Here is a 23,071-nt window from a genome sequence, read left to right as displayed (position 1 = left end):
CCGAATGAAAAAATGCCCTCACTCTGCCCAGCGTGAAAAGATCCTCGCAGACGCGATCAGCCCGGTCGCCACCGAACTGCGCCTTCTGGATGCCTCTGACCTCATTTCACTGCTGCGCTTCGAGTATTACGGCAATCTGGCCGATCTCGTCGCTTCGGCGGCGGAGCTTTTCTTTCATCCGGGCACGGTCAATTTCGGCCTGGGCGGAAATTATACGCTGGAATGGGGCGGCGAGCCCGAAGTCGTTCTCGACCTGGAAATCAAGCCGCGCGGCGTCACCGTCTATGCCCAGCTCACTCTTGCCGACAATCATGCCGGCATCGAAATCAACCACATCGCCTTCGAGGACCCCTCCTCCGATCCCGACGAGAACACGGCCTTTCTGGAAAAGAGCCTTCGGCGATCCCGCTACAGCGTGAAACCGCCGCATGCGCTCGCCAGCTGATTTGCCTCAGGGCAATTTCGCCGTCTTACAAAAAGAGGGCAAGGCGCCGGTTCAGCTAATGTAGCCGAGCCGGATCGCCTTGGCGATCGCCTGGATGCGATTGACGGAATCGAGCTTGATGGTCGCCGAGCCGAGATAGGCATTGACCGTGTGCACGGACAGGCCGAGTTTTTCGGCGATCTCTTCGCTGATGCGGCCATCGCCGGCGAGCTGGAGACAGGCGATTTCGCGTTCACTCAGCGCTTCGGCGGCGGCCGAGCGGCGTTCGTCGAGCGAGAGCAGATCCATCATCACCTGGCAGCAGCGACCATGCAGCTCGACGATCGTATCGCTTGAAGGATCGATATCATCACCGGTGAAAAGGATGAAGCCATTGCCGAGTGCGCCGAGCCGCACCGGGAAGGCAAGGCCGGAGAAAGGCAGAATTCCATCCTTCAGGCGCGTCATGAACGGCGAGAAATCCGCCGGACCGGGGGCCGCCCGGTCGTGAGCGCCGGCCCATGAAACCGGCAGCAGCGACTTTTCGATATGGTCGAGAAGAATATCGCCATAGGCATCCGTGAAGGCCTTGGCAAAACCGGCATTCGAAGGTCCCCAGTTCTCGAGCTCACAGACGAGGCGCTGCTTTGCCGGCAGTCCCGAGCCGCTGACACGGTAGATCGCGAAGCCTTGACCGTCGGCGAGCTTCTGCATCGCGATCAGCCGAGGATAAAGATCCGAACGGCTGGAAATCCTGTTCACCCGCACCATGCGCAGCGGATCGGCGCCGTTCATCGCCCTGCTTGATGGATGTGCCATGGATTCCCCTATACGAGATTGTTGCGGACCGCGAAGGCAATGGCCTCCGACCGGGTCTTGGTCGCCGTCTTGCGCATCACGCTGGTGATGTAATTGTTGATGGTATTGCGGGATATTCCGAGAATCATCGCGATCTCATCGCTGGTCTTGCCCTCGGCGATCCAGAACAGGCATTCCAGCTCGCGGTCAGTCAGTTCGAAATCGCGGTCGACCTTTGCGCCCCCGCAGCGAAGGAAGCTCGCGACGTAGCCGGCAAGCAGTCCCACATCCCGCAGGCGCTCCGGCGACAGGATGAAGCCTTCGCCGAACAGGAACATCAGGGCGAGCCGCGAGCGGCCGACATTGAAGGTCAATGAGCAATATTGGCGGCTGGCACCCTCCGGCACATCTGCGCCTTCGGGCAGAAGCGCGAAATTCGGCTGGAAAACCTGCATGCATTTTTCCAGCTCGGTCGAACGGGCATAGGTGCTGACGAGATCATTGGCGACTTCCTTGACCAGATCGAAGGGCCAGTCGGAGGAAACGATGAAATCCAGGCCGCTTTCCTGGATGAGATCACAACGCGCTAGAAGATAGTGCGAGGCACCGACATATTCCGTCAGTGCACGCAGGCCGGACTGCAACCTGCCAGTGCTGGCGACCCCGTGCAGGCGCTGGATCAGCTCGTCACGCGGCAACAGAGCCGGCGCCACTGCGCTTGCGAAACTCATCATCTGCCTCTCGCCTTTGCTCGCCAGAGCTATGTTCATATCCATCGGCAACGTCCTGCGGCTGAGAAGCGATCACACTCGGTGCAACTGCACTTTTTCTGCAAAGGATTCAATTCAGTCCCGCTCGAATCCCATTTCGAATCACCTAAGGGTAAGCCAGCCGATGTAAAGTACCATCTCCGACTTCTAGGGATTTACTTTCGCCGCCGTCCATGCCCTGATTCGAATGCCGATTGTGCCCCTCGACATATATAGGCGAGGCTAAGGTGATTCTGGCTGTGCCGCAACGTTATTCGCGTTTTACGCGAGTGAACCGCACGGTTCAATTCGCCTCTGCTGAAGCCCGCCGTGACCCTTGAGGCCCAGCCGGCGCCTTGCCGGGATCGACACTGTTCCGTTGCCCGACAAAGCCTCGCGCCGACACGAAAAGGGCCGGTTTCCCGGCCCTTTCTCATGCTGCGTCGTCGATCGCCCATTTCCTGAGGATTTTGGCGGCGCGCTCCTCGTTGATCTCGACCATGCGGGCAAGCTTGCGTTCCGGGCCCTCCTTGACGCGGCGGTTGAAGTTGCCGTCGTCGTCGCCGAGACTGAGCAGATCCTCGGTGCTGTCGAAGCCGAAGTCGGATCCGAAGCCGTCCATGAGAGCGCCTCCGGGCGCTCCTGCCGCAGGTGCGAAGTCCGGAAGTTCGAGACCGGCCGCTTCCGGCGTGGCGTCGCCGAGAACCGCGCCGTTGCCGCTGACGCTGCGTACCAGCGGTCGCAGCCCCATCCAGACCACCACGAAGGCGACCGCGACGAAGGCGAGGGAGTTGATGATGCCGGCAAGGTTGCGGCTCAGCATATCCATAACGCGGACACCGCCGGTGGCGTCTTCCAGCAGCTGGTTCTCGAGGAAGTCCATCGCCGTGACGGTGACGACGTCGCCGCGCTTGGCGTCGATGCCGGCCGCCGATGCGACGATCTTCTGCATTTCGGCGAGATAAGCGTCGATCTTGGCCTGGTCGGCGGGCTCGCCGACCATCTTAGCGATGCGGCCCTTGTTGACCACGACGGCGATCGAAAGCTTCTCGACCTGATAGCTGTTGCGGGTCGTCGCCGTCGTCTTGCTGTTGATTTCGTAGTTGGTCTGCTCTTCGCGCTTATCCGACTTGTCCTGTGATTCCGGGCCGCCGGAGCCGCCGGCATCAGGGGCCGCCTGGGGAATGTTCTGTTCGACAGTCGTCGCGTTGTCGGACTGCCTCTGCTGCGACTGCTGGGCTTCCTTCGTCGAACGAACCGAACGTTCGACCTTGGATTCGGGATCGTAAACCGTCTCCTGGATCTGTTGAGCATCGGTGTTGAGGTCGGCGGTGACGCTGGAGCGGAAGTTATCCATGCCGAGGAAGGGCGCTAAGGCCTTGTCGATGTTGGATTCGACTTCCTGCTGAACATTCTGGACGATGTCGAGCGAACGGTTCAGCGAGCTGTTGCTCGCTTCGTCGCCGGACGCGAGCAACTGGCCGGCAGAATCAAGAATCGTGACGTCATCGACATCAAGCCCCGGCACGGCCGAGGCGACGAGGTGACGGATCGAGGTCGCCGCGCCGCGCCCGGTGGCGGCGCTGGCGCGAATCATCACGGAGGCGGTCGGTTTCTGCTCCGCCTTCCGGAAGTTTCCGACCTCGGGCATGACGATATGGACGCGCGCGGCCGTTATGCCCGAGATCGACTGGATGGTGCGTGCGATTTCGCCTTCCAGCGCTCGAACCCGCGTCACTTCCTGCATGAAGGAGGTCAGGCCGAGGGAGCCGACATTGTCGAAGAGTTCATAGCCGGCGTTGGCGCTGTTCGGCAGGCCGCGCTCGGCAAGCATCAGGCGGGCCTTGCCGGTCATGCCGGCCGGAACCGTGATGCTGGCGCCGTCCGTGCCGACCTGGAAATTGATGTTGGCTTCGGCAAGCGCCATGCTGATCTGGTTGAGATCGGGAGCGTCGAGACCGACATAGAGCGTTTCTTGGGCCGGTTTGTTGACGAAAAGGGCAGCAGCAAGGATGATTGCGATGGAAACGGCGCCGACGCCTCCGAGAATCATCAGGCGTGTCCGGCCCAGGGAGCCAAAGTTCTTAAAAATCTGAACTAATTGATTTAACAGATTCATTCTGTTCTCGCACGATCCGTCAAAGACAAAGGAGGCTTATTGCCTCATCCGACGAATAATCGGCGAAACTTGTGCGAGCGTTTCGTGAGGAGCGCGCGAGAGCGAAAGGCTGAAGCATGTCGCGCAGCGATTTTGCGAGAACGACGTGCGTGAAAGGGACCTGAGGCGCGAGAAGCGGCGTTGAAAAACTGCCCGCTTCAGAAGAAGTCGAAGTCGCCGGCGGCCTTGCTCAGCGGCTGCGAATGACCGTGGCGCGTCGAGCCGCCCAGCGCCTTCTGCATCTCCGCCAGCTTGACGAGGCTGAGGGCGGTCGCGACGTCGACCGTCCAGCCGAGCGGGATTTCGCCGGTGATGGTGTCGATGAATTCGGCAAGGCCGCGTGACTTCTGCACGGCCAGATCGATGCCCTGCATGACCTTCATGGCGTCAGGCGAATTCAGAATTTCAGCGCCGCCGAGGTCGAGAAGCTGCGGTTCGATGCGCTCGATCAGGTAGGCCACATCGTGGAGTTCCGAAACGATGCGCATCAGGATGTCGCTCAGCGCTTCGACAGGCGCGGGCGGCTCCATCACCGGAGTAAATGTCATATGAAAATCCTCGCCATCAAAAAAATTCGATACTGGTTTCGGCGGGCTTCTGCGGAGCGGCGGGACGCTGCTGCTCGAGAGCGACGGTTCTCTGCGTTTCGGCGCCGGTCAAGGGGTACTGCCGGGCCCGACCGGAAACCGGCCAATATTCGAGCTTGCGCCCATGCTCTCCGCCTGTGGAGGAGCCGACCACCGGAATGCCTTCATCCCTCAGGAACTGCATGGCGAAGGTCGCATTCTGCTCACCGACATTGGAGAAAGTCGAGATCGTCTTTGCGCCGCCGAAGATCTTTGCCTCCAGCCGGTCGCGCCGGGCGCCCTGTTTCAGGAGACCGTTGATCAGCAGTTCCATCAGATGCACGCCGTAGCGTGTGGCATCGCCGCCTGATGTCGGCGACGTCGCCGAACCGGGCAGCAGAAAGTGGTTCATGCCGCCGACACCGGCGACGGGATCTCTGAGGCATGCAGCCACGCACGAGCCGAGAATGGTCGAGAGGACCGCATTCGGATCGCTCAGAACCTTGTACTCGCCTTGAATGATGTGCACGCGGCGGGCTGCCCCCTCAGTGATCATTTCAAAGCTCCAAACACGGCTTCAATGGCCGCTTTCATCTTCTCGATCGTAAATGGCTTGGCGAGCACGTTGTTGGCGCCGAGCTGAGCCGCCTTCTGCACCAGCGCGCGATCGCCCTGGGCGGTGAGGATAATGAAGGCCGCCTTCTTGGTGTTCGGATTGGTGCGCACGGCCTGAAGGAAGCCGATGCCATCCATCTTCGGCATGTTGAAATCGGAGATCACCAGGTGGTGCGGCTGCTCGGTCATGATCTTCATGCCCTGCTCGCCGTCGCCTGCGGATGTGATCTGCTTGAAACCGAGCTGGGTCAGCGCGTCGCTGAGCAGCAACCGGCTCGTTACCTGATCATCGACGATCAGAACTTTGATTTTCTCCGCGATCGACATTTATTCGGTCCCTTCCTTTCGGGCGGCTGTCAATTTCAATATTTCTTCACCGATGGCAGTCAGTGGCAGCTGCTGCTCAACGGCGCCAAGTTCGTGAGCAACCCTTGGCATTCCGTAAACGACGCAGGTTTTTTCGTTCTGGCCGAGCGTTCTGGCGCCCGCGTGGCGCATTTTCAACAATCCGGCGGCGCCATCGCGGCCCATTCCGGTCAGAATCACGCCGACGGCGTTGCGGCCTGCGAGTTCCGCGACCGAATCAAAGAGCACGTCCACGGACGGGCGGTGACCGTTGACGGGCGCCCGGTCGACGAGACGGCAGCACGGCGCGGAGCCGCCGCTGACCTGGAGATGACGTTCGCCGCCCGGCGCCAGGTAGATCTTGCCGATCTCGAGACGGGCGCCATCGGTCGCTTCCTGCACCACCGGCGCGCAGAGACGGTTCAGCCGTTCGGCGAAACTCTTGGTGAAGGTCGGCGGCATATGCTGAGTGATGACGGTTGGCGGGCAATTTGCCGGGAATTTCTGCAGCACGGCGATCAGCGCTTCGACGCCGCCGGTCGACGAGCCGATCGCGACGATCTTGCGGCCGACGCGGAAATCGGCGACGGAGGGCGGCGGCGTGACAGCGGCGGCCGGTTGGGAGAACTGACGCTGCGTACGCGCGGCCGCCTTGACCTTCTCGGCGAGATCGCCGAACGGCCTGGGTTCGCCGGGACCGGGCTTGCCGACGCAATCGAAGGCGCCGATCTCAAGCGCCGCAAGCGTCGCTTCGGCGCCGCGGTGCGTCATCGTCGAGACCATGATCACCGGCATCGGCCGCAGCGTCATGATCTTTTCAAGGAAATCGAGGCCGTTCATATTCGGCATCTCGATGTCGAGTGTCACGACGTCGGGATTCAGCCGCTTGATCGCCTCGCGCGCTTCCAGTGCATCGCCGGCCTGGCCGATGACGTTGACCTCCGGATCGGAGCTTAGGACGGCGGTGATCAGACCGCGCATCGTCGGCGAGTCGTCAACAACGAGAACCCTTGCCGGCGCGCTCATGCCTTCCTCCCGAGACCCTTGGCCGCGTAGCGATAGGTCGTGATGCCGATATTGTCGAAGACGTGCTTCGCCTCACCGGACACGCGCTCGGAATGGCCGATATAGAGATGGCCGCCTTCCGGCAGCAGGCCGGCGAAACGCTGCCAGATCTTCATCTGCGTCGGCTCGTCGAAATAGATGACGACGTTGCGGCAAAAGATGACGTCGAACTTGCCCTTGAACGGCCATTGCGCCATCAGATTCAGCTCGTTGTAGGTGATCAGCCGCTTGACGCGGTCGTCGACCTGGAACTTGCGCCGGCCCTGCACCTCGACTTCGCTGAACCATTGCTTGCGCATGGCGGGCGAGACGGTTTCGAGCGCGCTCTCGTCGTAAGCACCGGCCCGGGCGATCGCCAGGATTTTCGGGTCGATGTCGGTCGCCAGGATCTTGAAGTCGTAATCGGTGACATTCGGCATCAGCGACAGCACGGTGAGCGCGATCGAGTAGGGCTCCTGCCCGTCGGAGGAAGCGGCCGACCAGATGCGCACCCTGCCGCCCGATCTCGCCCGCTGCAGAAGCTCCGGCAGCACATGGTCGCGCAGATGCTCGAAATGATGGTTTTCGCGGAAGAATCGGGTGAAATTGGTGGTCAGATGCGAGAGCATTTCGCGGCGCGCCGCGGCACCCGCCGGTGAGGCGACGAGTTCGCAATATTCGCGGAAACCCGACAGACCAAGATTGCGGATATGCTTGGACAGACGCGAATAGACGAGCGAGGCCTTCGTCTCGTTGAGGAAGATGCCGGCATCCGAGTAGATCATGGCGGCGATTTCCGTAAGATCGCGGCGCGTCAGCGGATATTCTCCGCTCGCCAGTACCTCATCGGCTCCCTGCCTCTGATCTTTTGCACCCATTGCACTCATGCGGCTTCGCTTTCGGTCTCGGAAAAGAGGGCTTCAAGTTCGATCAGGCAGATCATGCGCCTGTCGATGGCGAGAATGCCTCGGGCAAATTGGCGCTCGAGGTCGGAGGAGATTTCCGGCGTCGGCTGAATGATCTCGTCGGTCACCGTCAGAATGTCGGAGACGGCGTCGACCAAGAGGCCGACAACCTTGCGGCGGACCTGGGCGACGATGATGACATGACGGGCTGTGGGATCGGCGGGCTTCATGCTGAGCCGAGCGGCAAGATCGATGATCGGCAGCACCGCGCCGCGCAGGTTGATGACCCCCAGCATATAGGCAGGCGAGTGCGGCATCGTGGTCGCCGGGGTCCAGCCGCGGATTTCGCGAACCGACATGATGTTCACGCAGAATTCCTGATCTCCGATGCGGAACGCGATCAGCTCGCGGTCCCCCTGGTTCAGACTTTTTACGGCGTACGACATTCCTTACCCTACCGCTGCTAACGACATTTCCGCTTTGAGCGAGTGGCCGCGCGAAGCGCCGACCACCGCGTCGACATCGAGGATCAGAGCCACGCGGCCGTCGCCGAGGATGGTGGCGGCGGCAATGCCCGGTACGTGGGTGTAGTTGGCTTCCAGGCTCTTGATGACCACCTGACGCTGCCCCTGGATGGCATCGACCATCAGGGCGCGCTGGCCGCCGCCTTCGGATTCCACCAGGAGCGCCACGCCTTCGACGGGGTTGGCCTGGGTGGCGCGGAAGTTCAGGATGCGGCCGACATCGACCAATGGGCAGAACGAGTTGCGGATCGAGATCAGCCGGTGGTTCGCGCCGAAGGAGTGGATCGCGGCAGCTTCCGGCTGCAGGGTTTCGACGATCGCGGTCAGCGGCACGACCAGCGTCTGGCCGGCGACGGTGACCACCATGCCGTCGAGAACGGCGAGCGTCAGCGGCAGGCTCATGGTGAAGACCGAGCCGTGGCCCGGCTTGGAGGTGATGTTGATGCGGCCGCCGAGCGCCTGGATCGAGCGCTTGACGACGTCCATGCCGACGCCGCGGCCCGATATGTCGGAGATCTTGTCGGCCGTCGAGAAGCCCGGAAGGAAGATCAGGTTGTCGATTTCCTCATCCGACAGGTTGGCGTCGGCCGGGATGAGATCGTTGTCGATCGCCTTCTGGCGGACCTTCTCGCGGTTGATGCCGGCGCCGTCGTCGGCAAGCTCGATCAGGATGCGGCCCGAACGGTGCTTGGCGGTGAGGCGAACCGTGCCTTCGGTGTTCTTGCCGGCGGCGGCGCGCTTTTCCGGCGTTTCGATGCCGTGGTCGACGGCATTGCGGATCATGTGGGTCAGCGGCTCGGCCAGCTTGTCGATAACTGTTTTGTCGACTTCGGTATTTTCACCTTCGGTAATGAGGCGGATCGACTTGCCGGTCATGTCGGCGATTTCGCGGACGATGCGCGACATGCGCTGGAAGACCGGCTTGACCGGCTGCGCGCGGATTGCCATGACCGAGTCCTGGATCTCGCGGGTGAGCTGCTGCAGCTCCTCGAGACCCATGTTGATCGAAGACGTGCCCGTCGTGTCGTTCTCGATGACGCTCTGCGACAGCATCGCCTGGTTGATGACCAATTCGCCAACGAGATTGATGAGACGGTCGACGCGATCGAGATCGACGCGGATCGTCTGGCCGGCGCCGGCGGCGTTGTTCTGGGCGGCGGCATTGGCCGCGGCGGCTGCGGCGGCGGCCGATTCCTTCTTCTCGACGCGGGAGGCGGCGGCCGCCATCTGCGTGACGTTGGAAGCAGTTTCGGCGGCGGCAACGGCAGCGGCCGTGTCTTCGGACCGTGCAGCGGAAACGCTTTCCGTTGCGTCGGTCTCGTCCAGGATCGATAGGTCGAAGGGAACCGGCACCATCGGCAGTTCCTCGTTGCTCGAAACGTCGCCACCGGTCTCCTCGACCGGCTTCACCGTCAGTTCGCAATCCCATTCAGCGAATTCGAAGACGGCACGGATGGCATCCTCGCCCTTGTCGGTCTTGAGCGTGACGTTCCAGAAGAAATAGGCAGCCTCCGGATCGAGCTCGTCAAGACCCGGCAGCTCATCCGTATTACAATAAATGGTCATTTCACCGAGGCGCGAAAGGTCGCGCAGCAGCAGGGTGGCGTCATTACCCTTCGAATAGAGTTCGTGGCGCGGCTTGAAGGTGATCTCGTAGGCCGGCAGGCCGGTCTCTGCGCCGCCCTCATCACCGAAATCGTCGAAGGAAAAGGGGATTGGCTGGAAGCCGCTGTCGTCGGTCGGCTTGGGGGCCGACGCCGGAGTGGCCGGAGCCGCCTTTGCGGCGGCTTTGGGCGCAGGCGCTTCGGCCGAAGGAGACGGCAGCTCACCATTGGCCAGCGCCTCGAGCTCCTTGACGAGACCGCGGCTGCGGCTTTCATCGACACTGCCGCCGTCGCGCGCGGCATTGGTCAGGTCGGCGAGCACGTCGGCCGACTTCAGCATCACCTTCAGGACATCCTGGGTCGGCTCAAGCTTGTTGGAGCGAACGCAATCGAGAGTGGTCTCGAAAACATGGGCGAAGGCTACGAGATCATCAAGGCCGAAGGCGCCGGCGCCCCCCTTGATCGAATGCACGGCACGGAACACGGCATTGACGGTTTCCGGATCGCGATCGCCATCGTTCATTTTCAGAAGACCGGATTCCAGCTCGGCGAGCTGTTCCTCGCACTCCTGGAAAAAGATCTCTTTGATTTCGTTCATATCCATAGGAGCAAATCCTGGGTTTAAGCGGTTACGCGCTCAATTGCATCGATCAGCTTGGCCGGGTCGAAAGGCTTGACGATCCATCCCGTGGCGCCGGCCTGGCGGGCACGGTTCTTCTTTTCCGCGTCGCTCTCCGTCGTCAGGACCAGGATCGGGATCGCCCGATACTTCTCATTGCGGCGCACACCTTCGATGAAGCCGAACCCGTCGAGGCGCGGCATGTTGATGTCGGTCACGATCACGTCAGGATTGGATTCCTCGAGAACCTCGAGGCCTTCGACGCCGTCTTCCGCCTGGATCGTGTCGAAACCGGCATTATTCAGCGTCACGAGCAGCATGTTTCGGATGGTGCGGGAATCATCCACGGTAAGCACTTTTTTCTTCATTGCCGGATCTCCTTGGCAAGCAGGTGGTCAATATTGACGCCAACCAGCTGCATGGTTTTGTGAAATGCGTCGGACACCTTAGAGAAGGTGAACGGCTGCTTGTCCTGCTCCCAGGTCTTCTCGGCGGACATCAGGACCTGAGCGCAAAGAGCCCCGATCCGCTCGACGCCCGATGCGTCGATCGAAAGACCGCTGCCTCTCAGAGAGATAAGTTTTTCACGCAAGGCGGAAGCCTCGTTGAGATCGAGCACCGCTGTCAAATTCAGCGTCTTGCCACTCTTCTTTGCCACCATCAGCTTGTCCTTGTCCCCTTGTCCCCGGCCCGAAAAGATGAGCTGCGGCGATCATCCGATAGGTTAGTAAACATTCCGCCCACCTCCGACGCTTGCGAGCGACTGCGGAAGGTCAAAATCATCATTTTCGTATTCGTCTTCGACCGCAGGACGGGCAACCGCTTCGATCGCGCGGGACGGCGTTGCGCGAACCGAGCCCAGCCGCCCGGAATGCGCATTTTCCCTGGCGATGCGGAATTCGCGAATCGTCTGGCCGAGCTCGAGAATGACGGTATGCAGGTGGTCGGCGCCTTCGGCGGAGCGTTCGGCCAAACCGGCACTGTCCGCCACCTCTGCGCCGAGACCCTTGACGTCGGCCGCCAGGCCGTCGAGGCTTGCGGCATGCTCGCCGGTCCTGGTGGCGATGCCTGATATGGCGGCGTTGATGTCGGTGACCTGCCGCACGATGCTGCCGATCGAATCCTGTGTACGTGCGACCATCTGCACGCCGGCGTCGACCTGCGCCTTGGTCGTCGTCACCAGCGTCTTGATCTCGCGGGCGGCATCGGCCGAGCGCTGGGCAAGCGCACGAACTTCCTGGGCGACGACGGCAAAGCCGCGGCCGGAATCGCCGGCGCGAGCCGCCTCGATGCCGGCATTCAGCGCCAGAAGATTGGTCTGGAAGGCGATCTCGTCAATCGCGCCGATGATCTGGCCGATCTTCTCAGCCGACTGCTCGATGTCAGCCATGGCGCTGATCGCGCGGCCGACGACTTCGCCGCTTTGCTCGACCGCAGCGCGGGTCGAGGCGGCCGCCTGTTCGGCGGCGCGGCTGTCGGCGGCGCCGTCGCGCACGCTTCCGGCAATGCCGGCAAGGGCAGCGGCGGAAAGCTGCAGCCGGTCGGCCTGGCCGGACGCTGTACCGGCGAACTGCCGCGACTGGCCGGCCAGCAAAGTGGTCGCCGTTTCCGCCTTATCTGTGCGTTCGGTCACGGCGGCGAATTCTGCCTGGAGGCCGTCCAAGGCGCCGTTCAGGGCGGCGGCGATCCCGGCATAGGCGCCGTCGGCGTCGACAGGCGCGCGCCGCGTCAGGTCGCGGGCGGCGAGGCCCTCGATGACCTCACCGAAGATCCGGGCGATTTCCGCTTCACTTCCGGCGCGCTGATCGGCGAGCGCACGGCTCTGGGCGGCGCGCAGCGCATTGAAGCGAAGCGAAACGGCGATTTCCACGTCGACCATGACGATGCGGATGATCGCTGTCATCAGATCGGACATTTCGCGGGCGCGGCGCCTGGCCGAGGGCAGCAGGGGCCGACCGGCGATCTCCTCGACGAGCCCGGAAAGGACATGCTCCAGCATGACGCCGTGGCCGGCCACGTGCCAGCGCGGGTCGAGGCCCATCTTGCTCTCGGTGTCGGCGAGAACCTTGACGCGCTCGGCATAGAGGCTGTCGAAGCGCGCATCCGTCAGCACGTCCCAATGCGAGGACTGCAGATCATGCAGACGATCGACCTGGCGTTCGCTCTCGAAATTGCGCGCAGCGTCGGGATAGGACTGGAACCTGTGGAAGAGATCGCGCAGACCGGCTTTCAGATGCGCTTCGAGGGCGGGCCGGTTACGGCGCACCAGTTCGCACTGATCGGCATCGAGACCGGCAAAACGCAGGCGGTCGCGCAAGCTGCCTGCCTGCGCTCCACGAGCCTGATCTGATGGCATGTCCTGCCTCAACGCCTGTCCCCGACCCACTTTCCAGGCGAATGCCCGGCAAAAAACTTTTGCAGCATTCGATGAACGCAAGCGCGGAGCCGGTCTTCACCACCGGCGACGACCGGCAGGTAAAAGCCCTTGATCAGCTATGTTTCGAAGCTGTCTGAAGAGATGGATACCGGATCGACCCGGTACGGCGGTACGGCGTCATGCCTGCTGGGAACGAGCACATCTTCCCATTCCGACGTGTAACCCAATGTTTATGGTTAATTCCTTGCCCGAAGGTTAATACGCCTTTCCAGGAGCAGGCTTTTGGAGCAATTCAAGGCAGTTCACAGGAAATACTTCCATGGAGTTGCACGCCTGCTACAAGGCACACGCAAGCTCCGTGCTATAGGCCGGTCGACAACCAAGACATGACGTCGACAAGGACAGAGCAATGATTGTTCTCGGATTGGGTTCCTGCTTGATCGCAATGGGCGTGCTTGCCGCCATCGCCCGCCTCGATTTCCTCGCCGCAAACCGCGACATCCGCATGCTTCGGGTGTTCTGAAGCTCCTCTGGCTCCAAGCCGATCCATTCCATTCCCCGTTGGCAGTCCGGCGCCTTTGGTGTAATCGCACTCGCGCCTTTCATGTCAGCGGAACACTCGGTTCATGTCCCCCAGATCTGGTCTCCTCATCGTTTTAGGCTTCACGCTCTGGCGTGTCGTCACGCTGCATTTCGATGCCACAGACCTGTTTGTCGACGAGGCACAGTACTGGTTCTGGTCGCAGAATCTCGATCTCGGCTACTATTCGAAACCGCCGATGATCGCCTGGGTGATCCGGGCGATGACGGAGCTTTCCGGCTCCAACGCCATCTATTTCATCAGGCTGCTCGGACCGCTGATCCACATGGCGGCGGCACTGGTGCTGATGAAGGTGGCAAAGCGTTTCGTCGGGCCTGAGATAGAAGGCTGGACGGGCGCCACCTACATTACGCTTCCCGGCGTAGCACTTTCTTCGGTGTTCTTCTCGACCGACGTCATCCTGCTGTTCTTCATCGCCATCGCCTTGCTCGCCTATTTCGGCCTGACGCAGCGGCGCTCCGTCGGACTGGCGCTCGTCATGGGCCTCGGCGTCGGCCTCGCCTTCCTGACGAAATATGCCGTGCTGTTCGTCGTACCGGGCGGCGCAATCGCCCTCCTGCTCATTCCGTCGGCGCGCATCGCGGTTCGGGACTTCATCATCGCTGTCGCGGTTGCGGCTGTCGTCGCCTTGCCGAACCTCTGGTGGAACCTGCAACACGACAATACGACGGTGCGCCACACGCAGGATATCGCCCATTGGAGCAACCTCGGCATCAATCTGCGGCGCGGGCTCGAATTCTTCTCCGCCCAATTCGGCGTCGTCGGACCGATCATTTTCTTCGCAATGCTCTGGGCGGTCTATCGCATGATCAAGGGCCGGAGCGACGACGGCGAAAAGATGCTGATCTGGCTGTCGATGCCGGTGGTGGTGCTGATCACGCTGCAGGCGACGGTCGCGAAAGCCTATGCCAACTGGGCCGTAACCGCCTATGTCGCCGGAACCATCCTTGCAGTCTGGCTGCTTTATCGGATGTGGCCGAAGGGGCTTAGGCTGTCGCTCACCATCAACGGCATCGCAAGCCTGCTCTTTCCGCTGGCGACCATCTTTCCGCAGCAATTGCTGTTGCCGAACGGCGACGAATTGATGAAGCGCTATCTCGGCCGCGCCGAGGTCAGCCGCGAGGCGGGAGCCCTTGCAGCTCAGGCAGGCACCGACATCATCGTCACCAACAACCGCGACATGGTCGCCGATCTCTTCTATACGCTGCGCGGCGCACCCTACCGGATCTATGCCCGGGCGCCCGCAGGACTTCCGGAGAGCTATTACGAGCAGGAGTTCGCGCTGCCCACCGACGTCACCGGCAAGGTGCTTTTCCTGACGGACGCCCCCCTCACCTGTGCCGCCGAAACGCCGGAGGTCCTGAAGAACTGGCAGCCGACCGCAGGCTATTACAAGGGCAAGGCGCTTTACATCTACAAAGTCTCCGCCGGCTGCCTGGCGCCCTGAGACGGCTTCGGCCTGTTCAATTGGGCAGGCAGAGGCCGGTGCCTGCCCCTTCGATCTCGACGAACCTGACACCTCCCTTTTCGAATGCGAGACGCAGCTGCGCCTCCGTCGCGCGGTGGATGTCGTGGCGGCGTCCCTCGTAATCGCGGATGGTGCTGCGCGAAACGGCGGCTCTTTCGGCCAGATCGGCCTGAGTCCAATCCAGCAGGCCGCGCGCCGCGCGGCAGAGAGCCGGGGTGAGAATTGTTTCCCTTGCGCCTTGACCCATGATTTCCGGCTGCCCATATTGGTCGAGATAGACCATATATGTCATATTATACATGGGATTTCCAGATCGGGAGACAGCGATGCCGCACGATACGCCCTTGATTTCGACGATCGTCGGCGGCCTCGTGCTGGCTTTCATCTTCGGCGCGCTTGCTCATCGAATGCGCATGCCGCCGCTCGTCGGCTACCTGATCGCCGGGGTGCTGGTCGGGCCGCATACGCCCGGTTACGTGGCCGATCAGAGCCTCGCACCGGAGTTGGCCGAAATAGGCGTCATCCTGCTGATGTTCGGCGTTGGGCTGCATTTCTCGCTCAAAGACCTGCTATCGGTCCGCGGCATCGCGCTGCCCGGCGCGATCGTGCAGATCGGTTTTGCGACTTTGCTCGGCTGGGGCCTCGGCGCCTTCATGGGCTGGCCGACCGGCGGCAGCCTGGTCTTTGGGCTGGCGCTTTCGGTCGCCTCTACCGTCGTGCTGCTGAAGGCGCTACAGGAGCGCCGGCTGGTGGAGACGGAGCGCGGCCGGATTGCCGTTGGCTGGCTGATCGTCGAAGACCTCGCCATGGTGCTGGCGCTGGTGCTGATCCCGGCGGCAGCCAGCATCGGCGGCGGCCATGGCCCTGTCGAGCCGCTGTCGGCGGGTCTGAACAGCCTGCTCGGCCTCGATCTCGGCATCGGCGGCATGATCGCCATGACGCTCGTCAAGGTGGCGCTGTTCGTGGCGCTGATGCTGGTCTTCGGCCGCAAGCTCATTCCCTGGACCATGCACCGCATCGCCCATACCGGCTCGCGCGAGCTCTTCCGACTCGGTGTGCTCGCCATCGCGCTTGGCGTCGCCTTCGGCGCGGCGAAGCTGTTCGGCGTGTCGCTGGCGCTCGGCGCCTTCTTCGCCGGCATGGTGCTGGCCGAAAGTGAGCTCAGCCATCGCGCCGCCCAGGAAAGCCTGCCGCTGCGCGACGCCTTTGCCGTGCTCTTCTTCGTCTCGGTCGGCATGCTGTTCGACCCGAACATTCTGATCGACAGGCCGCTGCCTATTCTCGCCACCGTCTTCATCATCGTCATCGGCAAATCGGTGGCCGCCTTTCTGATCGTGCTCGCCTTCAAGAAGCCGCCCGGTACGGCGCTGACGATTTCGGCAAGCCTCGGTCAGATCGGTGAATTCTCCTTCATCCTCGCCGCTCTCGGCGTCGAACTAGGGCTGTTGCCGGAGGAGGGCCGCGACCTGATCCTTGCCGGCGCCATCATCTCGATCATTCTCAATCCGCTGCTGTTCTTCCTCTGCGACCGCATGCGGCCTGTTCTCGAAAGCGCAAGGCGCGAGGAAACGGCAGCCGATCCGTCTTCGGCCGCGGATGAGGGAGCCGCGCAGGAGCAGGTGCCGCCTGGGGACGACGAGGTGCATCCGAGCCCACTTAACGGTCACGCCATCCTCATCGGCTACGGCCGGGTCGGCAGGATCGTCGGGCAGAATCTCAAATCGTCAGGCACGCCCTTCCTCGTCATTGAGGATTCCGACAAGCGCATCGGCGAATTGAAAGCGCAAGGGATCGAAGCCTTCATGGGCAATGCGGTGGCGCGGGAGACGCTCGATCTGGCCAATCTTTCAGCTGCGCGCAGCCTTGCCATCGCCATCCCCAACGCCTTCGAGGCCTGCCGCATCGCCGAGCAGGCGCGCAGCGTCAATCCCTCGATCCTCATCGTCGCCCGCGCCCATTCCGACGCCGAGGTCGACGAGCTGAAACAATACGGCGCCGACACCGTCATCATGGGCGAACGCGAAATCGCGCTTGGCATGGTTGACCGGCTGGCTCAAGTGCATCATGAGAGTGTTTCCTATGAAGACAGGCAGGAGCCTGCTACAATTATCCCGACGGGCACTGCTCCGCCGGAGCGAGAATGAGAGATTGGCGCGCTTTTGAGCCGATACGGGAGTGACATCGCCGGGATGGAGGAGATGGGGCTGGATCAGCACCGTCTGACGAGCCGTATCGCCGCTTCCCTTCTCTTCGCCATCCTCGCCTATATCGGCCTGCTTTTCGGCGGCAATCTGGTCATTTCGCCAGCGGCGGCTCTCAACAATACCCTTTCCTCTTCCGGCCGCGACCCACAGCCGCAGCAACTGACCGCGCGCGATGCGGTGCGCGGCGTGCTTGCCGCCGACCGCAAGCTTGCGACCAAGCAGGCAATGCATGATGCCGGATCGCCTGCCCTTGCCGCTCCGCCAGTCGTCGATTTCGCCGGCCGGAACATGGCCACCCCTGTTCCGGCACTCGAAGCGCCGCTTCCTGCCGCCGTTTTCAGGATTTATCAGCCGCGCGCGCCGCCGACGGTCGCCTAAGGCCTGCGCCGAGCGGCGCATGATAAATTGACGAATACACCGCCAGCGTCCAAGCGCCGGCTCTCCATTATCAAGGAATACATCATGCGTACTTCACCATGGCTGGTGCTCACCTATACGGTGATCATCGTAGTGGGCATCTTGATCGCCCTGCCGAACGTCCTGTCGCAATCCGTCCTCCAGCGCATCCCTTCATGGCTGCCGCATGAGCAGGTGTCGCTCGGCCTTGACCTTCGCGGCGGCTCGCATCTCGTTCTTGAAGTCGACGAGGCGGATCTGACCAAGGAGCGGCTGCAGTCCCTGCTTCAGGACGCCCGCCGCGTACTGCGTGAAAAGGGCATCCAGCCGAAGGCCGTCGTGCGCAATCAAAACCAGATCGTCGTGACGCTTGCAGACGCCTCGCAGAGCGATGCGGCCGTTACCGACCTCAAGACGCTCGCCAACCCGATCGGCACCGGCCTCAGCGCTGGCCAGGCCGACCTGACGGTCACCGCGAATGGAGCGACCATCACCGTGGCCTTCTCGCCGGCCGGCATCTCCGCCAATGTCGACAACGCCGTCCAGCAGAGCCTTGAAGTCATCCGCCAGCGCGTCGACCAGGTCGGCGTCTCCGAGCCGACCATTCAACGTATCGGCGCCAATCGCGTGCTCGTCCAGCTTCCCGGCGCGCAGGATCCGTCGCACCTGCGCGAACTTCTGGGTTCCACGGCCAAGATGTCGTTCCACATGCTGGCGCCGAACAACCAGCCCGGCCCTGGCGTCACCATGATGCAGGATGACGAAGGCCGCTCCTATCCGGTGCTCGACCGCGTCGAAATCTCCGGCGACCGCCTTTCGGATGCGCGCGTCGGCTTCGACCCCAACACGCACGAGCCGATCGTCAGCTTCCGCTTCGACAGCGCCGGCGCCACCCGCTTTGCCGAGATCACCCGCCAGAATGTTGGCAATCCCTTCGCCATCGTCCTCGACGACAAGGTGCTGAGCGCTCCCGTCATCCGCGAGCCAATCACCGGCGGTTCCGGCCAGATCTCCGGTAACTTCTCGGCCGACAGCGCCACCACGCTTGCCGCCATGCTGCGCGCCGGCGCCCTGCCCGCCAAGCTGACCGTCATCGAGGAGCGCACCGTCGGCGCCGACCTCGGCGCCGACGCGATCAAGATGGGCATCTATTCCGGTATCGTCGGCTTCATCCTCGTCGCGGCCTTCATCTTCGTGCTCTACGGCACCTGGGGCATCCTGGCGAATGTGGCGCTGCTGATCCACACGATCCTGACCTTCTCCGCGCTGACGCTGGTCGGCGCAACGCTGACGCTGCCGGGTATTGCCGGCGTCGTGCTCGGCATCGGCCTCGCGGTCGATGCGAACGTCCTGATCAATGAACGTATTCGTGAAGAGACCCGCAAGGGCAAGGGCGCCTTTGCCGCAATCGATACGGGCTTCAATCGTGCCTATTCGACCATTATCGACGGCAACATGACGGCTCTGATCGCTGCGGCCATCCTGTTCTGGTTCGGTTCCGGGCCGGTTCGCGGCTTTGCCGTGACCATGGCGCTCGGCCTGATCATCTCGATGTTCACCTCGGTCGCCTTCGTTCGCGTCGCGATGATCGAGATTACCCGCCGCCGCAGGTTCAAGGTGCTGAACATCCGGCCGTTGATCCCCTTCAGCCCTTACGACAAGCACATCCAGTTCATGAAGGCGCGCTTCTTCGGCGTCACCGTTTCGGCGCTGCTTTCGATCGCCTCCGTCGTGCTCTTCATCCATCCCGGCCTCAACTACGGCGTCGATTTCCGCGGCGGCATCCAGATGTCGGTCAAGACGAAAGAAGCGGCCGATCTTGCGAAGTTCCGCGAGGGTCTCGATAGTCTCGGCCTCGGCGAAATCACGCTGCAGACCTTCGGCGACAACAACAGCATTCTCGTTCGGGCGCAGCGGCAGGAAGGCGGCGAAGAGGCGCAGACGGCTGCGGTGACCAAGCTGAAGGCAGAAGTCGCCAAGATCGATCCGAGCGCCACTGTCGAAGGCACCGACGTCATCGGTCCGAAGGTCAGCGGCGAGCTTGCCTCGGCCGGCATCCTGTCGGTCGTAATCGCCAGCTTGGCTATGCTCATCTATATCTGGGTTCGGTTCGAATGGCCGTTTGCCGTCGGCGCCATCGTCACGCTGGTGCTCGACGTCACCAAGGCGATCGGCTTCTTCGCCATCACCGGGCTCGACTTCAACCTCACGGCCATCGCCGCCATCCTGACGCTCGTCGGCTATTCGGTGAACGACAAGGTCGTCGTCTACGACCGCATGCGCGAAAACATGCGGCTCTACAAGTCGATGCCGCTGCGCGAGATCATCGACAAGTCGATCAATGAGACCCTGGCGCGAAGCCTTTACACAAATGCGACGGCCTTCCTCGCCCTGGTGCCCATGGCGATCTGGGGCGGCAGCGCCGTTTCGAGCTTTGCGATCCCGATGGTCTTCGGCATTTTGGTGGCCGGCGCCTCGTCGATCTTCATCGCCGCACCGATCCTGCTGTTCCTCGGCGACTGGCGCCGCCGCCATGCCAAGGCGGCACTGGCAACCGATGCGGCAGCCGAAATCATCCCGCCGGAAGAGGGCCGCTCGCGCAAGTCGGCGAGCTGAAAACGGGTCGTTAACGCATCCTTGAAGAGGGCGCCGGTTGCAGAGCCGGCGCCCTCTTTTTATTGTTGCCTATTGCCAGGATAAAATTATGCAGCAATTCAAGATATTACAGCGTCCGTCGCGTGGCTGAAAAAGAGCGCGAGCCGCAGCAGAGATCGGGGAAACCGCCAGATGTCATCCAACCCGACGAAACCACTTGAGAGCAATATTGCCGGCGATAACGAGGAGCGCATCAAGCGCTTTCTCGCAACCGCCTCGCACGACCTGCAATCGCCGCTGCGCCATATCGCCATGTATGCCGAGCTGCTGCTCGACGATCTCGAGGAGACACTCGACGGCGAACAGCTTCAGAGCCTCAGGATGATCCTGGAAAAAGCGCAAGCCGCACAACGCCTCACCAAGGCACTGATGAGCCTTGCCGGCGGGGCGCCGCAGGTAACGCTGGAAAAGGTCGAGCTGAAGGCCCTGGCCGAAAGAATCTGGAGCGACCTCATCGAGGAGACGGGGGCGCGCGACGCGACGCTCGCCAGTCAGAGCCTCCCCTCCATCCGCACCGATCCCGCGCTGTTCGGCCTGGTGCTGAGGCAGATCATTTCCAACGCCCTCACCTATCGCAGCGCATCGCCGCTGCATGTGGCGATCGCGGCTGAGCAAGAGGGGGCGAACTGGTTCATCCGGATTTCCGATAACGGGACCGGCATCGATCCCGCCTATCGAGAGCGGATCTTCGAGCCGTTCTGGAAATTGCCGAAGGCGGGGGCAACCCCTGGCGCCGGTCTCGGCCTGACGACGGCGCAGGAACTTCTGAAGGCACTTGGCGGCGATATCAGTCTCGAGCATTCGGACGAAACCGGCAGCCGCTTCACCATCCGCCTGCCCGCGGGCTAAGCAACGTATTGCAATCGCTCAGCTTCGTTTGCCGTCGTTGAAGCGCATCGCGATCTCAGATCCAGTGGACGTGCTTCAAGTCCTTGTTTGCGCATGCCGCTATCGCCAACCGCGCCCGTTTTTGCGCTGCTCAAATGCTGTAATCGTCCTTCCAGAAATCCGGCACATCGTAGGTCACATATTCGCGGATGATGTGCTGCAGCGTCTGGACGTCGATTTCGTCCTTGCCGATGCGGAAGTCGACACCGTAATCCGGGAACTCCTGGAAATAGCCGCCCGATATGTCGGCCGAGACGACGCCGATCGGGCCGGTATAGCCGATACCGCGCAACTCCGGCACCGTCTCGCGGAAATCGGCATTGGGCAGAAGGCGATTGTCGAGCAGGATGAGATCGAAGTGCGCTGCGCGGATTTTTTCCAATGCATCTCCGATCGACGGTGAATATTCGACTTCGACCGCCGGCTCGGAAAGATCGGCGATCTTCTTTTTGAGCGCGCGGAATTCGATGAACTCGTCGTCGACGAAGAGAACCTTGACGGCATTCTGTCGGACCGTTTTGGTGATCATTTCATTTTCCCCAGTCCCGAAGCCAATTTTCACGAAACCAAACCATTCCTCAGGGCGATTGCCACCATGTGGACGCGGTTCACGGCGTCGAGCTTACGCGCGGCCGCGGTGATATGCGAATTGACCGTATGTTCCGATAGACCGAGAATGATGGCGATTTCGGCCGAGGTCTTGCCTTCGCTGGTCCATTTGACGATTTCCGATTCGCGCTGGGTCAACCGCCCGGACATCTCAGGCGTCAGGATTTCCTCGTAGAGCTTGTCGAAAATGCGCATGGCATCCAGAAGCATGTCGGCGATCTCACCCTGATCCGGCTCTTCACGCTCACCGCTCAGCACGAGGCAATATCGCCGCCCTTCGGGTGTGAACAGCGGAATGAAGAGGAAGACGCCGCTGCGGAACTCGTTGAAATGCCGATCGGAGGGATAGGTATCCGGCTGCGCGCTCCTGCCATGGACGGGCGTCGCCAAAAACTGGGCGCTCTTTGCCCGAACGGTCCCGAGCGCCTCCCTCAACGTCGCAATGAAAAGGCCGATCCGTCGCTCGGCGACATTGGTGATGACGATATCGCGCTCGCCGAACGGAGTCGAAGCCTCGGAAATGCGGGCAAGCGCGAAATTATCGAAGTGGTAATGCTGCGCCGCCGCTTTCAGCAGACGGAAAAAATCGGTGCGGTTGATCGCCCGGCTCAGCTCCGGTCCGGCATGAAAAGGAGTTGCCGCGGCATTGTTCATTCCCACTCTTCCTCTCCTCCCGCCATGGCCCCGATCCCCAAATCTTGGGATATACGTCTTAAACGCGAACAGCTACAAAAATTGCGAGACAGTTGATGAGAGATATCGAAACGGGGACTTTCGGTATACAAGGCGGATATCATCAAATGCCTCAACTACAGGTGATGCACGGGCAGATATACTGAGGGGCAGTAGTTCTTACCTGGGTATCGTAAATCTTCGCGCGTTCAACATCCATGAATGCGAGAAGGCAGTGCCAGACGTAAGCGCGAGAGAGCCGATAGGCCCATTCAGCTAAGGGGTTGGCTGGAAGTTCGTGGCGGCGAACACGGGTCAATCGGTTCTCTCAGCGCTTATTATTCGTTCCGTTCTTTTCGCTTCGGTTGCATCTTGAAATGCACACCCGGCCTTGTCAATTGCGGTTTGTCACTTCGCCCGGACGAACGCCTGGAAACGCACCATTCGGTTTCCGCCGTTTCCTACACTTCAAGATTGAGCAGGATCGCGGCGAGGTCAAGCGGCTTCTCGAGGTAAAGATCGGCACCGGCTTCGAACGCCCGCGCGCGATCCTCGTCGGCATCCGATCCGCTGCAGATGGCGAGACGCATGGTTCTGAAACGATCATCCCCGCGCAGGCTGCTTACCAGGCCAACGCCGCTGTCGAGGGGCATGTAGAGATCGGCGACCAGCAGCTCCGGCGGAGCCCAGCCTTCCGCCACGCGCTGCTTCAGCGCCTCCAGCGCCGTCTCGGCCGTCGAAAAACAGAATAGATCGACCTCTATCTGCTGCTTCTTGCGGATATAGTCGAGATAAAAGAGATCATCCCTGCTGTCGTCGACGTAAACTATCGTAGGCATCCGGCACCGTG

At 61.7% G+C, this 23,071-nt stretch carries 23 protein-coding genes; 6 read left to right on the top strand and 17 right to left on the bottom strand.

Annotated features, from left to right (window positions below; translation table 11 throughout):
* Positions 1–4: 4 nt before the first annotated feature.
* Entirely contained in the window at positions 5–445 is a 441-nt protein-coding gene (locus B5E41_RS16335; protein WP_088395216.1) for a hypothetical protein, read from the top strand.
* A 51-nt stretch (positions 446–496) separates the two neighbouring features.
* On the opposite strand, the gene visR is transcribed toward B5E41_RS16335, so the two are convergent.
* The 13 genes from visR to B5E41_RS16270 all read right to left on the bottom strand — a co-directional run bounded on the left by visR (position 497) and on the right by B5E41_RS16270 (position 12,707).
* Entirely contained in the window at positions 497–1,243 is a 747-nt protein-coding gene (gene visR, locus B5E41_RS16330) for a transcriptional regulator VisR (protein ID WP_088395215.1), read from the bottom strand.
* A gap of 8 nt (positions 1,244–1,251) precedes the next feature.
* On the bottom strand, positions 1,252–1,998 hold the full coding sequence (gene visN, locus B5E41_RS16325) for a transcriptional regulator VisN (RefSeq protein WP_064800667.1): 747 nt from the start codon (positions 1,996–1,998) through the stop codon (positions 1,252–1,254).
* A 406-nt stretch (positions 1,999–2,404) separates the two neighbouring features.
* Complete coding sequence (gene fliF / locus B5E41_RS16320; protein ID WP_088395214.1) at positions 2,405–4,090, bottom strand: flagellar basal-body MS-ring/collar protein FliF; 1,686 nt, start codon at positions 4,088–4,090, stop codon at positions 2,405–2,407.
* A 197-nt stretch (positions 4,091–4,287) separates the two neighbouring features.
* Entirely contained in the window at positions 4,288–4,677 is a 390-nt protein-coding gene (gene cheT, locus B5E41_RS16315) for a chemotaxis protein CheT (RefSeq protein WP_088395213.1), read from the bottom strand.
* Between the two features lie 16 nt (positions 4,678–4,693).
* Complete coding sequence (gene cheD / locus B5E41_RS16310; protein WP_088395212.1) at positions 4,694–5,251, bottom strand: chemoreceptor glutamine deamidase CheD; 558 nt, start codon at positions 5,249–5,251, stop codon at positions 4,694–4,696.
* Complete coding sequence (locus B5E41_RS16305; protein WP_004672258.1) at positions 5,248–5,637, bottom strand: response regulator; 390 nt, start codon at positions 5,635–5,637, stop codon at positions 5,248–5,250. The genes cheD and B5E41_RS16305 overlap by 4 nt, the downstream gene beginning before the upstream one ends.
* Positions 5,638–6,681: a protein-glutamate O-methylesterase CheB gene (cheB, locus tag B5E41_RS16300; RefSeq protein ID WP_088395211.1), complete on the bottom strand. Its 1,044-nt coding sequence runs from the start codon at positions 6,679–6,681 to the stop codon at positions 5,638–5,640.
* A complete protein-coding gene (gene cheR / locus B5E41_RS16295; protein WP_088395210.1) occupies positions 6,678–7,586 on the bottom strand; it encodes a protein-glutamate O-methyltransferase CheR in 909 nt (302 codons plus the stop codon). The genes cheB and cheR overlap by 4 nt, the downstream gene beginning before the upstream one ends.
* Positions 7,583–8,050 (bottom strand): chemotaxis protein CheW, encoded by a 468-nt coding sequence (locus B5E41_RS16290; protein ID WP_088395209.1) that lies wholly within the window; start codon positions 8,048–8,050, stop codon positions 7,583–7,585. The genes cheR and B5E41_RS16290 overlap by 4 nt, the downstream gene beginning before the upstream one ends.
* 3 nt (positions 8,051–8,053) lie before the next feature.
* Positions 8,054–10,336: a chemotaxis protein CheA gene (locus B5E41_RS16285; RefSeq protein WP_088395208.1), complete on the bottom strand. Its 2,283-nt coding sequence runs from the start codon at positions 10,334–10,336 to the stop codon at positions 8,054–8,056.
* A 17-nt stretch (positions 10,337–10,353) separates the two neighbouring features.
* The gene (gene cheY1, locus B5E41_RS16280) at positions 10,354–10,719 is read right to left on the bottom strand and encodes a chemotaxis response regulator CheY1 (protein WP_011424003.1); all 366 of its coding nucleotides are present in this window, start codon (positions 10,717–10,719) and stop codon (positions 10,354–10,356) included.
* Positions 10,716–11,012, bottom strand: coding sequence for an STAS domain-containing protein (locus B5E41_RS16275; protein WP_064809596.1), 297 nt, complete (start codon positions 11,010–11,012; stop codon positions 10,716–10,718). The genes cheY1 and B5E41_RS16275 overlap by 4 nt, the downstream gene beginning before the upstream one ends.
* A 63-nt stretch (positions 11,013–11,075) precedes the next feature.
* A complete protein-coding gene (locus B5E41_RS16270) occupies positions 11,076–12,707 on the bottom strand; it encodes a globin-coupled sensor protein (protein ID WP_088395207.1) in 1,632 nt (543 codons plus the stop codon).
* Positions 12,708–13,354: 647 nt separating this feature from the next.
* Here B5E41_RS16270 and B5E41_RS16265 point away from each other — a divergent pair.
* On the top strand, positions 13,355–14,776 hold the full coding sequence (locus B5E41_RS16265; protein WP_088395206.1) for an ArnT family glycosyltransferase: 1,422 nt from the start codon (positions 13,355–13,357) through the stop codon (positions 14,774–14,776).
* 16 nt (positions 14,777–14,792) lie between these two features.
* Here B5E41_RS16265 and B5E41_RS16260 read toward each other — a convergent pair whose 3' ends face one another.
* Entirely contained in the window at positions 14,793–15,089 is a 297-nt protein-coding gene (locus B5E41_RS16260; protein ID WP_088395324.1) for a helix-turn-helix domain-containing protein, read from the bottom strand.
* A 34-nt stretch (positions 15,090–15,123) separates the two neighbouring features.
* Between B5E41_RS16260 and ybaL the strand changes: the two genes are divergently transcribed.
* From ybaL to B5E41_RS16240, 4 genes are all read left to right on the top strand, one after another.
* Positions 15,124–16,941: a YbaL family putative K(+) efflux transporter gene (gene ybaL / locus B5E41_RS16255; RefSeq protein WP_088395205.1), complete on the top strand. Its 1,818-nt coding sequence runs from the start codon at positions 15,124–15,126 to the stop codon at positions 16,939–16,941.
* Between the two features lie 54 nt (positions 16,942–16,995).
* A complete protein-coding gene (locus B5E41_RS16250; protein WP_088395204.1) occupies positions 16,996–17,379 on the top strand; it encodes a hypothetical protein in 384 nt (127 codons plus the stop codon).
* A gap of 84 nt (positions 17,380–17,463) precedes the next feature.
* Positions 17,464–20,013 (top strand): protein translocase subunit SecD, encoded by a 2,550-nt coding sequence (secD, locus tag B5E41_RS16245; RefSeq protein ID WP_088395203.1) that lies wholly within the window; start codon positions 17,464–17,466, stop codon positions 20,011–20,013.
* A gap of 171 nt (positions 20,014–20,184) precedes the next feature.
* On the top strand, positions 20,185–20,901 hold the full coding sequence (locus tag B5E41_RS16240) for a sensor histidine kinase (RefSeq protein WP_088395202.1): 717 nt from the start codon (positions 20,185–20,187) through the stop codon (positions 20,899–20,901).
* A gap of 130 nt (positions 20,902–21,031) precedes the next feature.
* Here the strand turns inward: B5E41_RS16240 and B5E41_RS16235 are convergent, their stop codons facing one another.
* The 3 genes from B5E41_RS16235 to B5E41_RS16225 form a co-directional block, all read right to left on the bottom strand.
* On the bottom strand, positions 21,032–21,469 hold the full coding sequence (locus B5E41_RS16235) for a response regulator (protein ID WP_088395201.1): 438 nt from the start codon (positions 21,467–21,469) through the stop codon (positions 21,032–21,034).
* 29 nt (positions 21,470–21,498) lie between these two features.
* On the bottom strand, positions 21,499–22,203 hold the full coding sequence (locus tag B5E41_RS16230; RefSeq protein ID WP_088395200.1) for a helix-turn-helix transcriptional regulator: 705 nt from the start codon (positions 22,201–22,203) through the stop codon (positions 21,499–21,501).
* 479 nt (positions 22,204–22,682) lie between these two features.
* Positions 22,683–23,060 (bottom strand): response regulator, encoded by a 378-nt coding sequence (locus B5E41_RS16225; RefSeq protein WP_088395199.1) that lies wholly within the window; start codon positions 23,058–23,060, stop codon positions 22,683–22,685.
* Positions 23,061–23,071 lie beyond the last annotated feature (11 nt).

This window comes from Rhizobium esperanzae, from assembly GCF_002204185.1.
GTDB lineage: Bacteria > Pseudomonadota > Alphaproteobacteria > Rhizobiales > Rhizobiaceae > Rhizobium > Rhizobium esperanzae.
Note: the sequence above shows the minus strand (reverse complement) of the source record. Positions and strands in the feature narration are given on the sequence as shown.

What these genes read in the sequence shown, in the direction of transcription:
- B5E41_RS16335 (WP_088395216.1), top strand. Translation starts at nt 5, where the DNA reads ATGAAAAAATGCCCTCACTCTGCCCAGCGTGAAAAGATCCTCGCAGAC.
- visR (WP_088395215.1), bottom strand. Translation starts at nt 1,243, where the DNA reads ATGGCACATCCATCAAGCAGGGCGATGAACGGCGCCGATCCGCTGCGC.
- visN (WP_064800667.1), bottom strand. Translation starts at nt 1,998, where the DNA reads ATGGATATGAACATAGCTCTGGCGAGCAAAGGCGAGAGGCAGATGATG.
- fliF (WP_088395214.1), bottom strand. Translation starts at nt 4,090, where the DNA reads ATGAATCTGTTAAATCAATTAGTTCAGATTTTTAAGAACTTTGGCTCC.
- cheT (WP_088395213.1), bottom strand. Translation starts at nt 4,677, where the DNA reads ATGACATTTACTCCGGTGATGGAGCCGCCCGCGCCTGTCGAAGCGCTG.
- cheD (WP_088395212.1), bottom strand. Translation starts at nt 5,251, where the DNA reads ATGATCACTGAGGGGGCAGCCCGCCGCGTGCACATCATTCAAGGCGAG.
- B5E41_RS16305 (WP_004672258.1), bottom strand. Translation starts at nt 5,637, where the DNA reads ATGTCGATCGCGGAGAAAATCAAAGTTCTGATCGTCGATGATCAGGTA.
- cheB (WP_088395211.1), bottom strand. Translation starts at nt 6,681, where the DNA reads ATGAGCGCGCCGGCAAGGGTTCTCGTTGTTGACGACTCGCCGACGATG.
- cheR (WP_088395210.1), bottom strand. Translation starts at nt 7,586, where the DNA reads ATGAGTGCAATGGGTGCAAAAGATCAGAGGCAGGGAGCCGATGAGGTA.
- B5E41_RS16290 (WP_088395209.1), bottom strand. Translation starts at nt 8,050, where the DNA reads ATGTCGTACGCCGTAAAAAGTCTGAACCAGGGGGACCGCGAGCTGATC.
- B5E41_RS16285 (WP_088395208.1), bottom strand. Translation starts at nt 10,336, where the DNA reads ATGGATATGAACGAAATCAAAGAGATCTTTTTCCAGGAGTGCGAGGAA.
- cheY1 (WP_011424003.1), bottom strand. Translation starts at nt 10,719, where the DNA reads ATGAAGAAAAAAGTGCTTACCGTGGATGATTCCCGCACCATCCGAAAC.
- B5E41_RS16275 (WP_064809596.1), bottom strand. Translation starts at nt 11,012, where the DNA reads ATGGTGGCAAAGAAGAGTGGCAAGACGCTGAATTTGACAGCGGTGCTC.
- B5E41_RS16270 (WP_088395207.1), bottom strand. Translation starts at nt 12,707, where the DNA reads ATGCCATCAGATCAGGCTCGTGGAGCGCAGGCAGGCAGCTTGCGCGAC.
- B5E41_RS16265 (WP_088395206.1), top strand. Translation starts at nt 13,355, where the DNA reads ATGTCCCCCAGATCTGGTCTCCTCATCGTTTTAGGCTTCACGCTCTGG.
- B5E41_RS16260 (WP_088395324.1), bottom strand. Translation starts at nt 15,089, where the DNA reads ATGACATATATGGTCTATCTCGACCAATATGGGCAGCCGGAAATCATG.
- ybaL (WP_088395205.1), top strand. Translation starts at nt 15,124, where the DNA reads ATGCCGCACGATACGCCCTTGATTTCGACGATCGTCGGCGGCCTCGTG.
- B5E41_RS16250 (WP_088395204.1), top strand. Translation starts at nt 16,996, where the DNA reads ATGGGGCTGGATCAGCACCGTCTGACGAGCCGTATCGCCGCTTCCCTT.
- secD (WP_088395203.1), top strand. Translation starts at nt 17,464, where the DNA reads ATGCGTACTTCACCATGGCTGGTGCTCACCTATACGGTGATCATCGTA.
- B5E41_RS16240 (WP_088395202.1), top strand. Translation starts at nt 20,185, where the DNA reads ATGTCATCCAACCCGACGAAACCACTTGAGAGCAATATTGCCGGCGAT.
- B5E41_RS16235 (WP_088395201.1), bottom strand. Translation starts at nt 21,469, where the DNA reads ATGATCACCAAAACGGTCCGACAGAATGCCGTCAAGGTTCTCTTCGTC.
- B5E41_RS16230 (WP_088395200.1), bottom strand. Translation starts at nt 22,203, where the DNA reads ATGAACAATGCCGCGGCAACTCCTTTTCATGCCGGACCGGAGCTGAGC.
- B5E41_RS16225 (WP_088395199.1), bottom strand. Translation starts at nt 23,060, where the DNA reads ATGCCTACGATAGTTTACGTCGACGACAGCAGGGATGATCTCTTTTAT.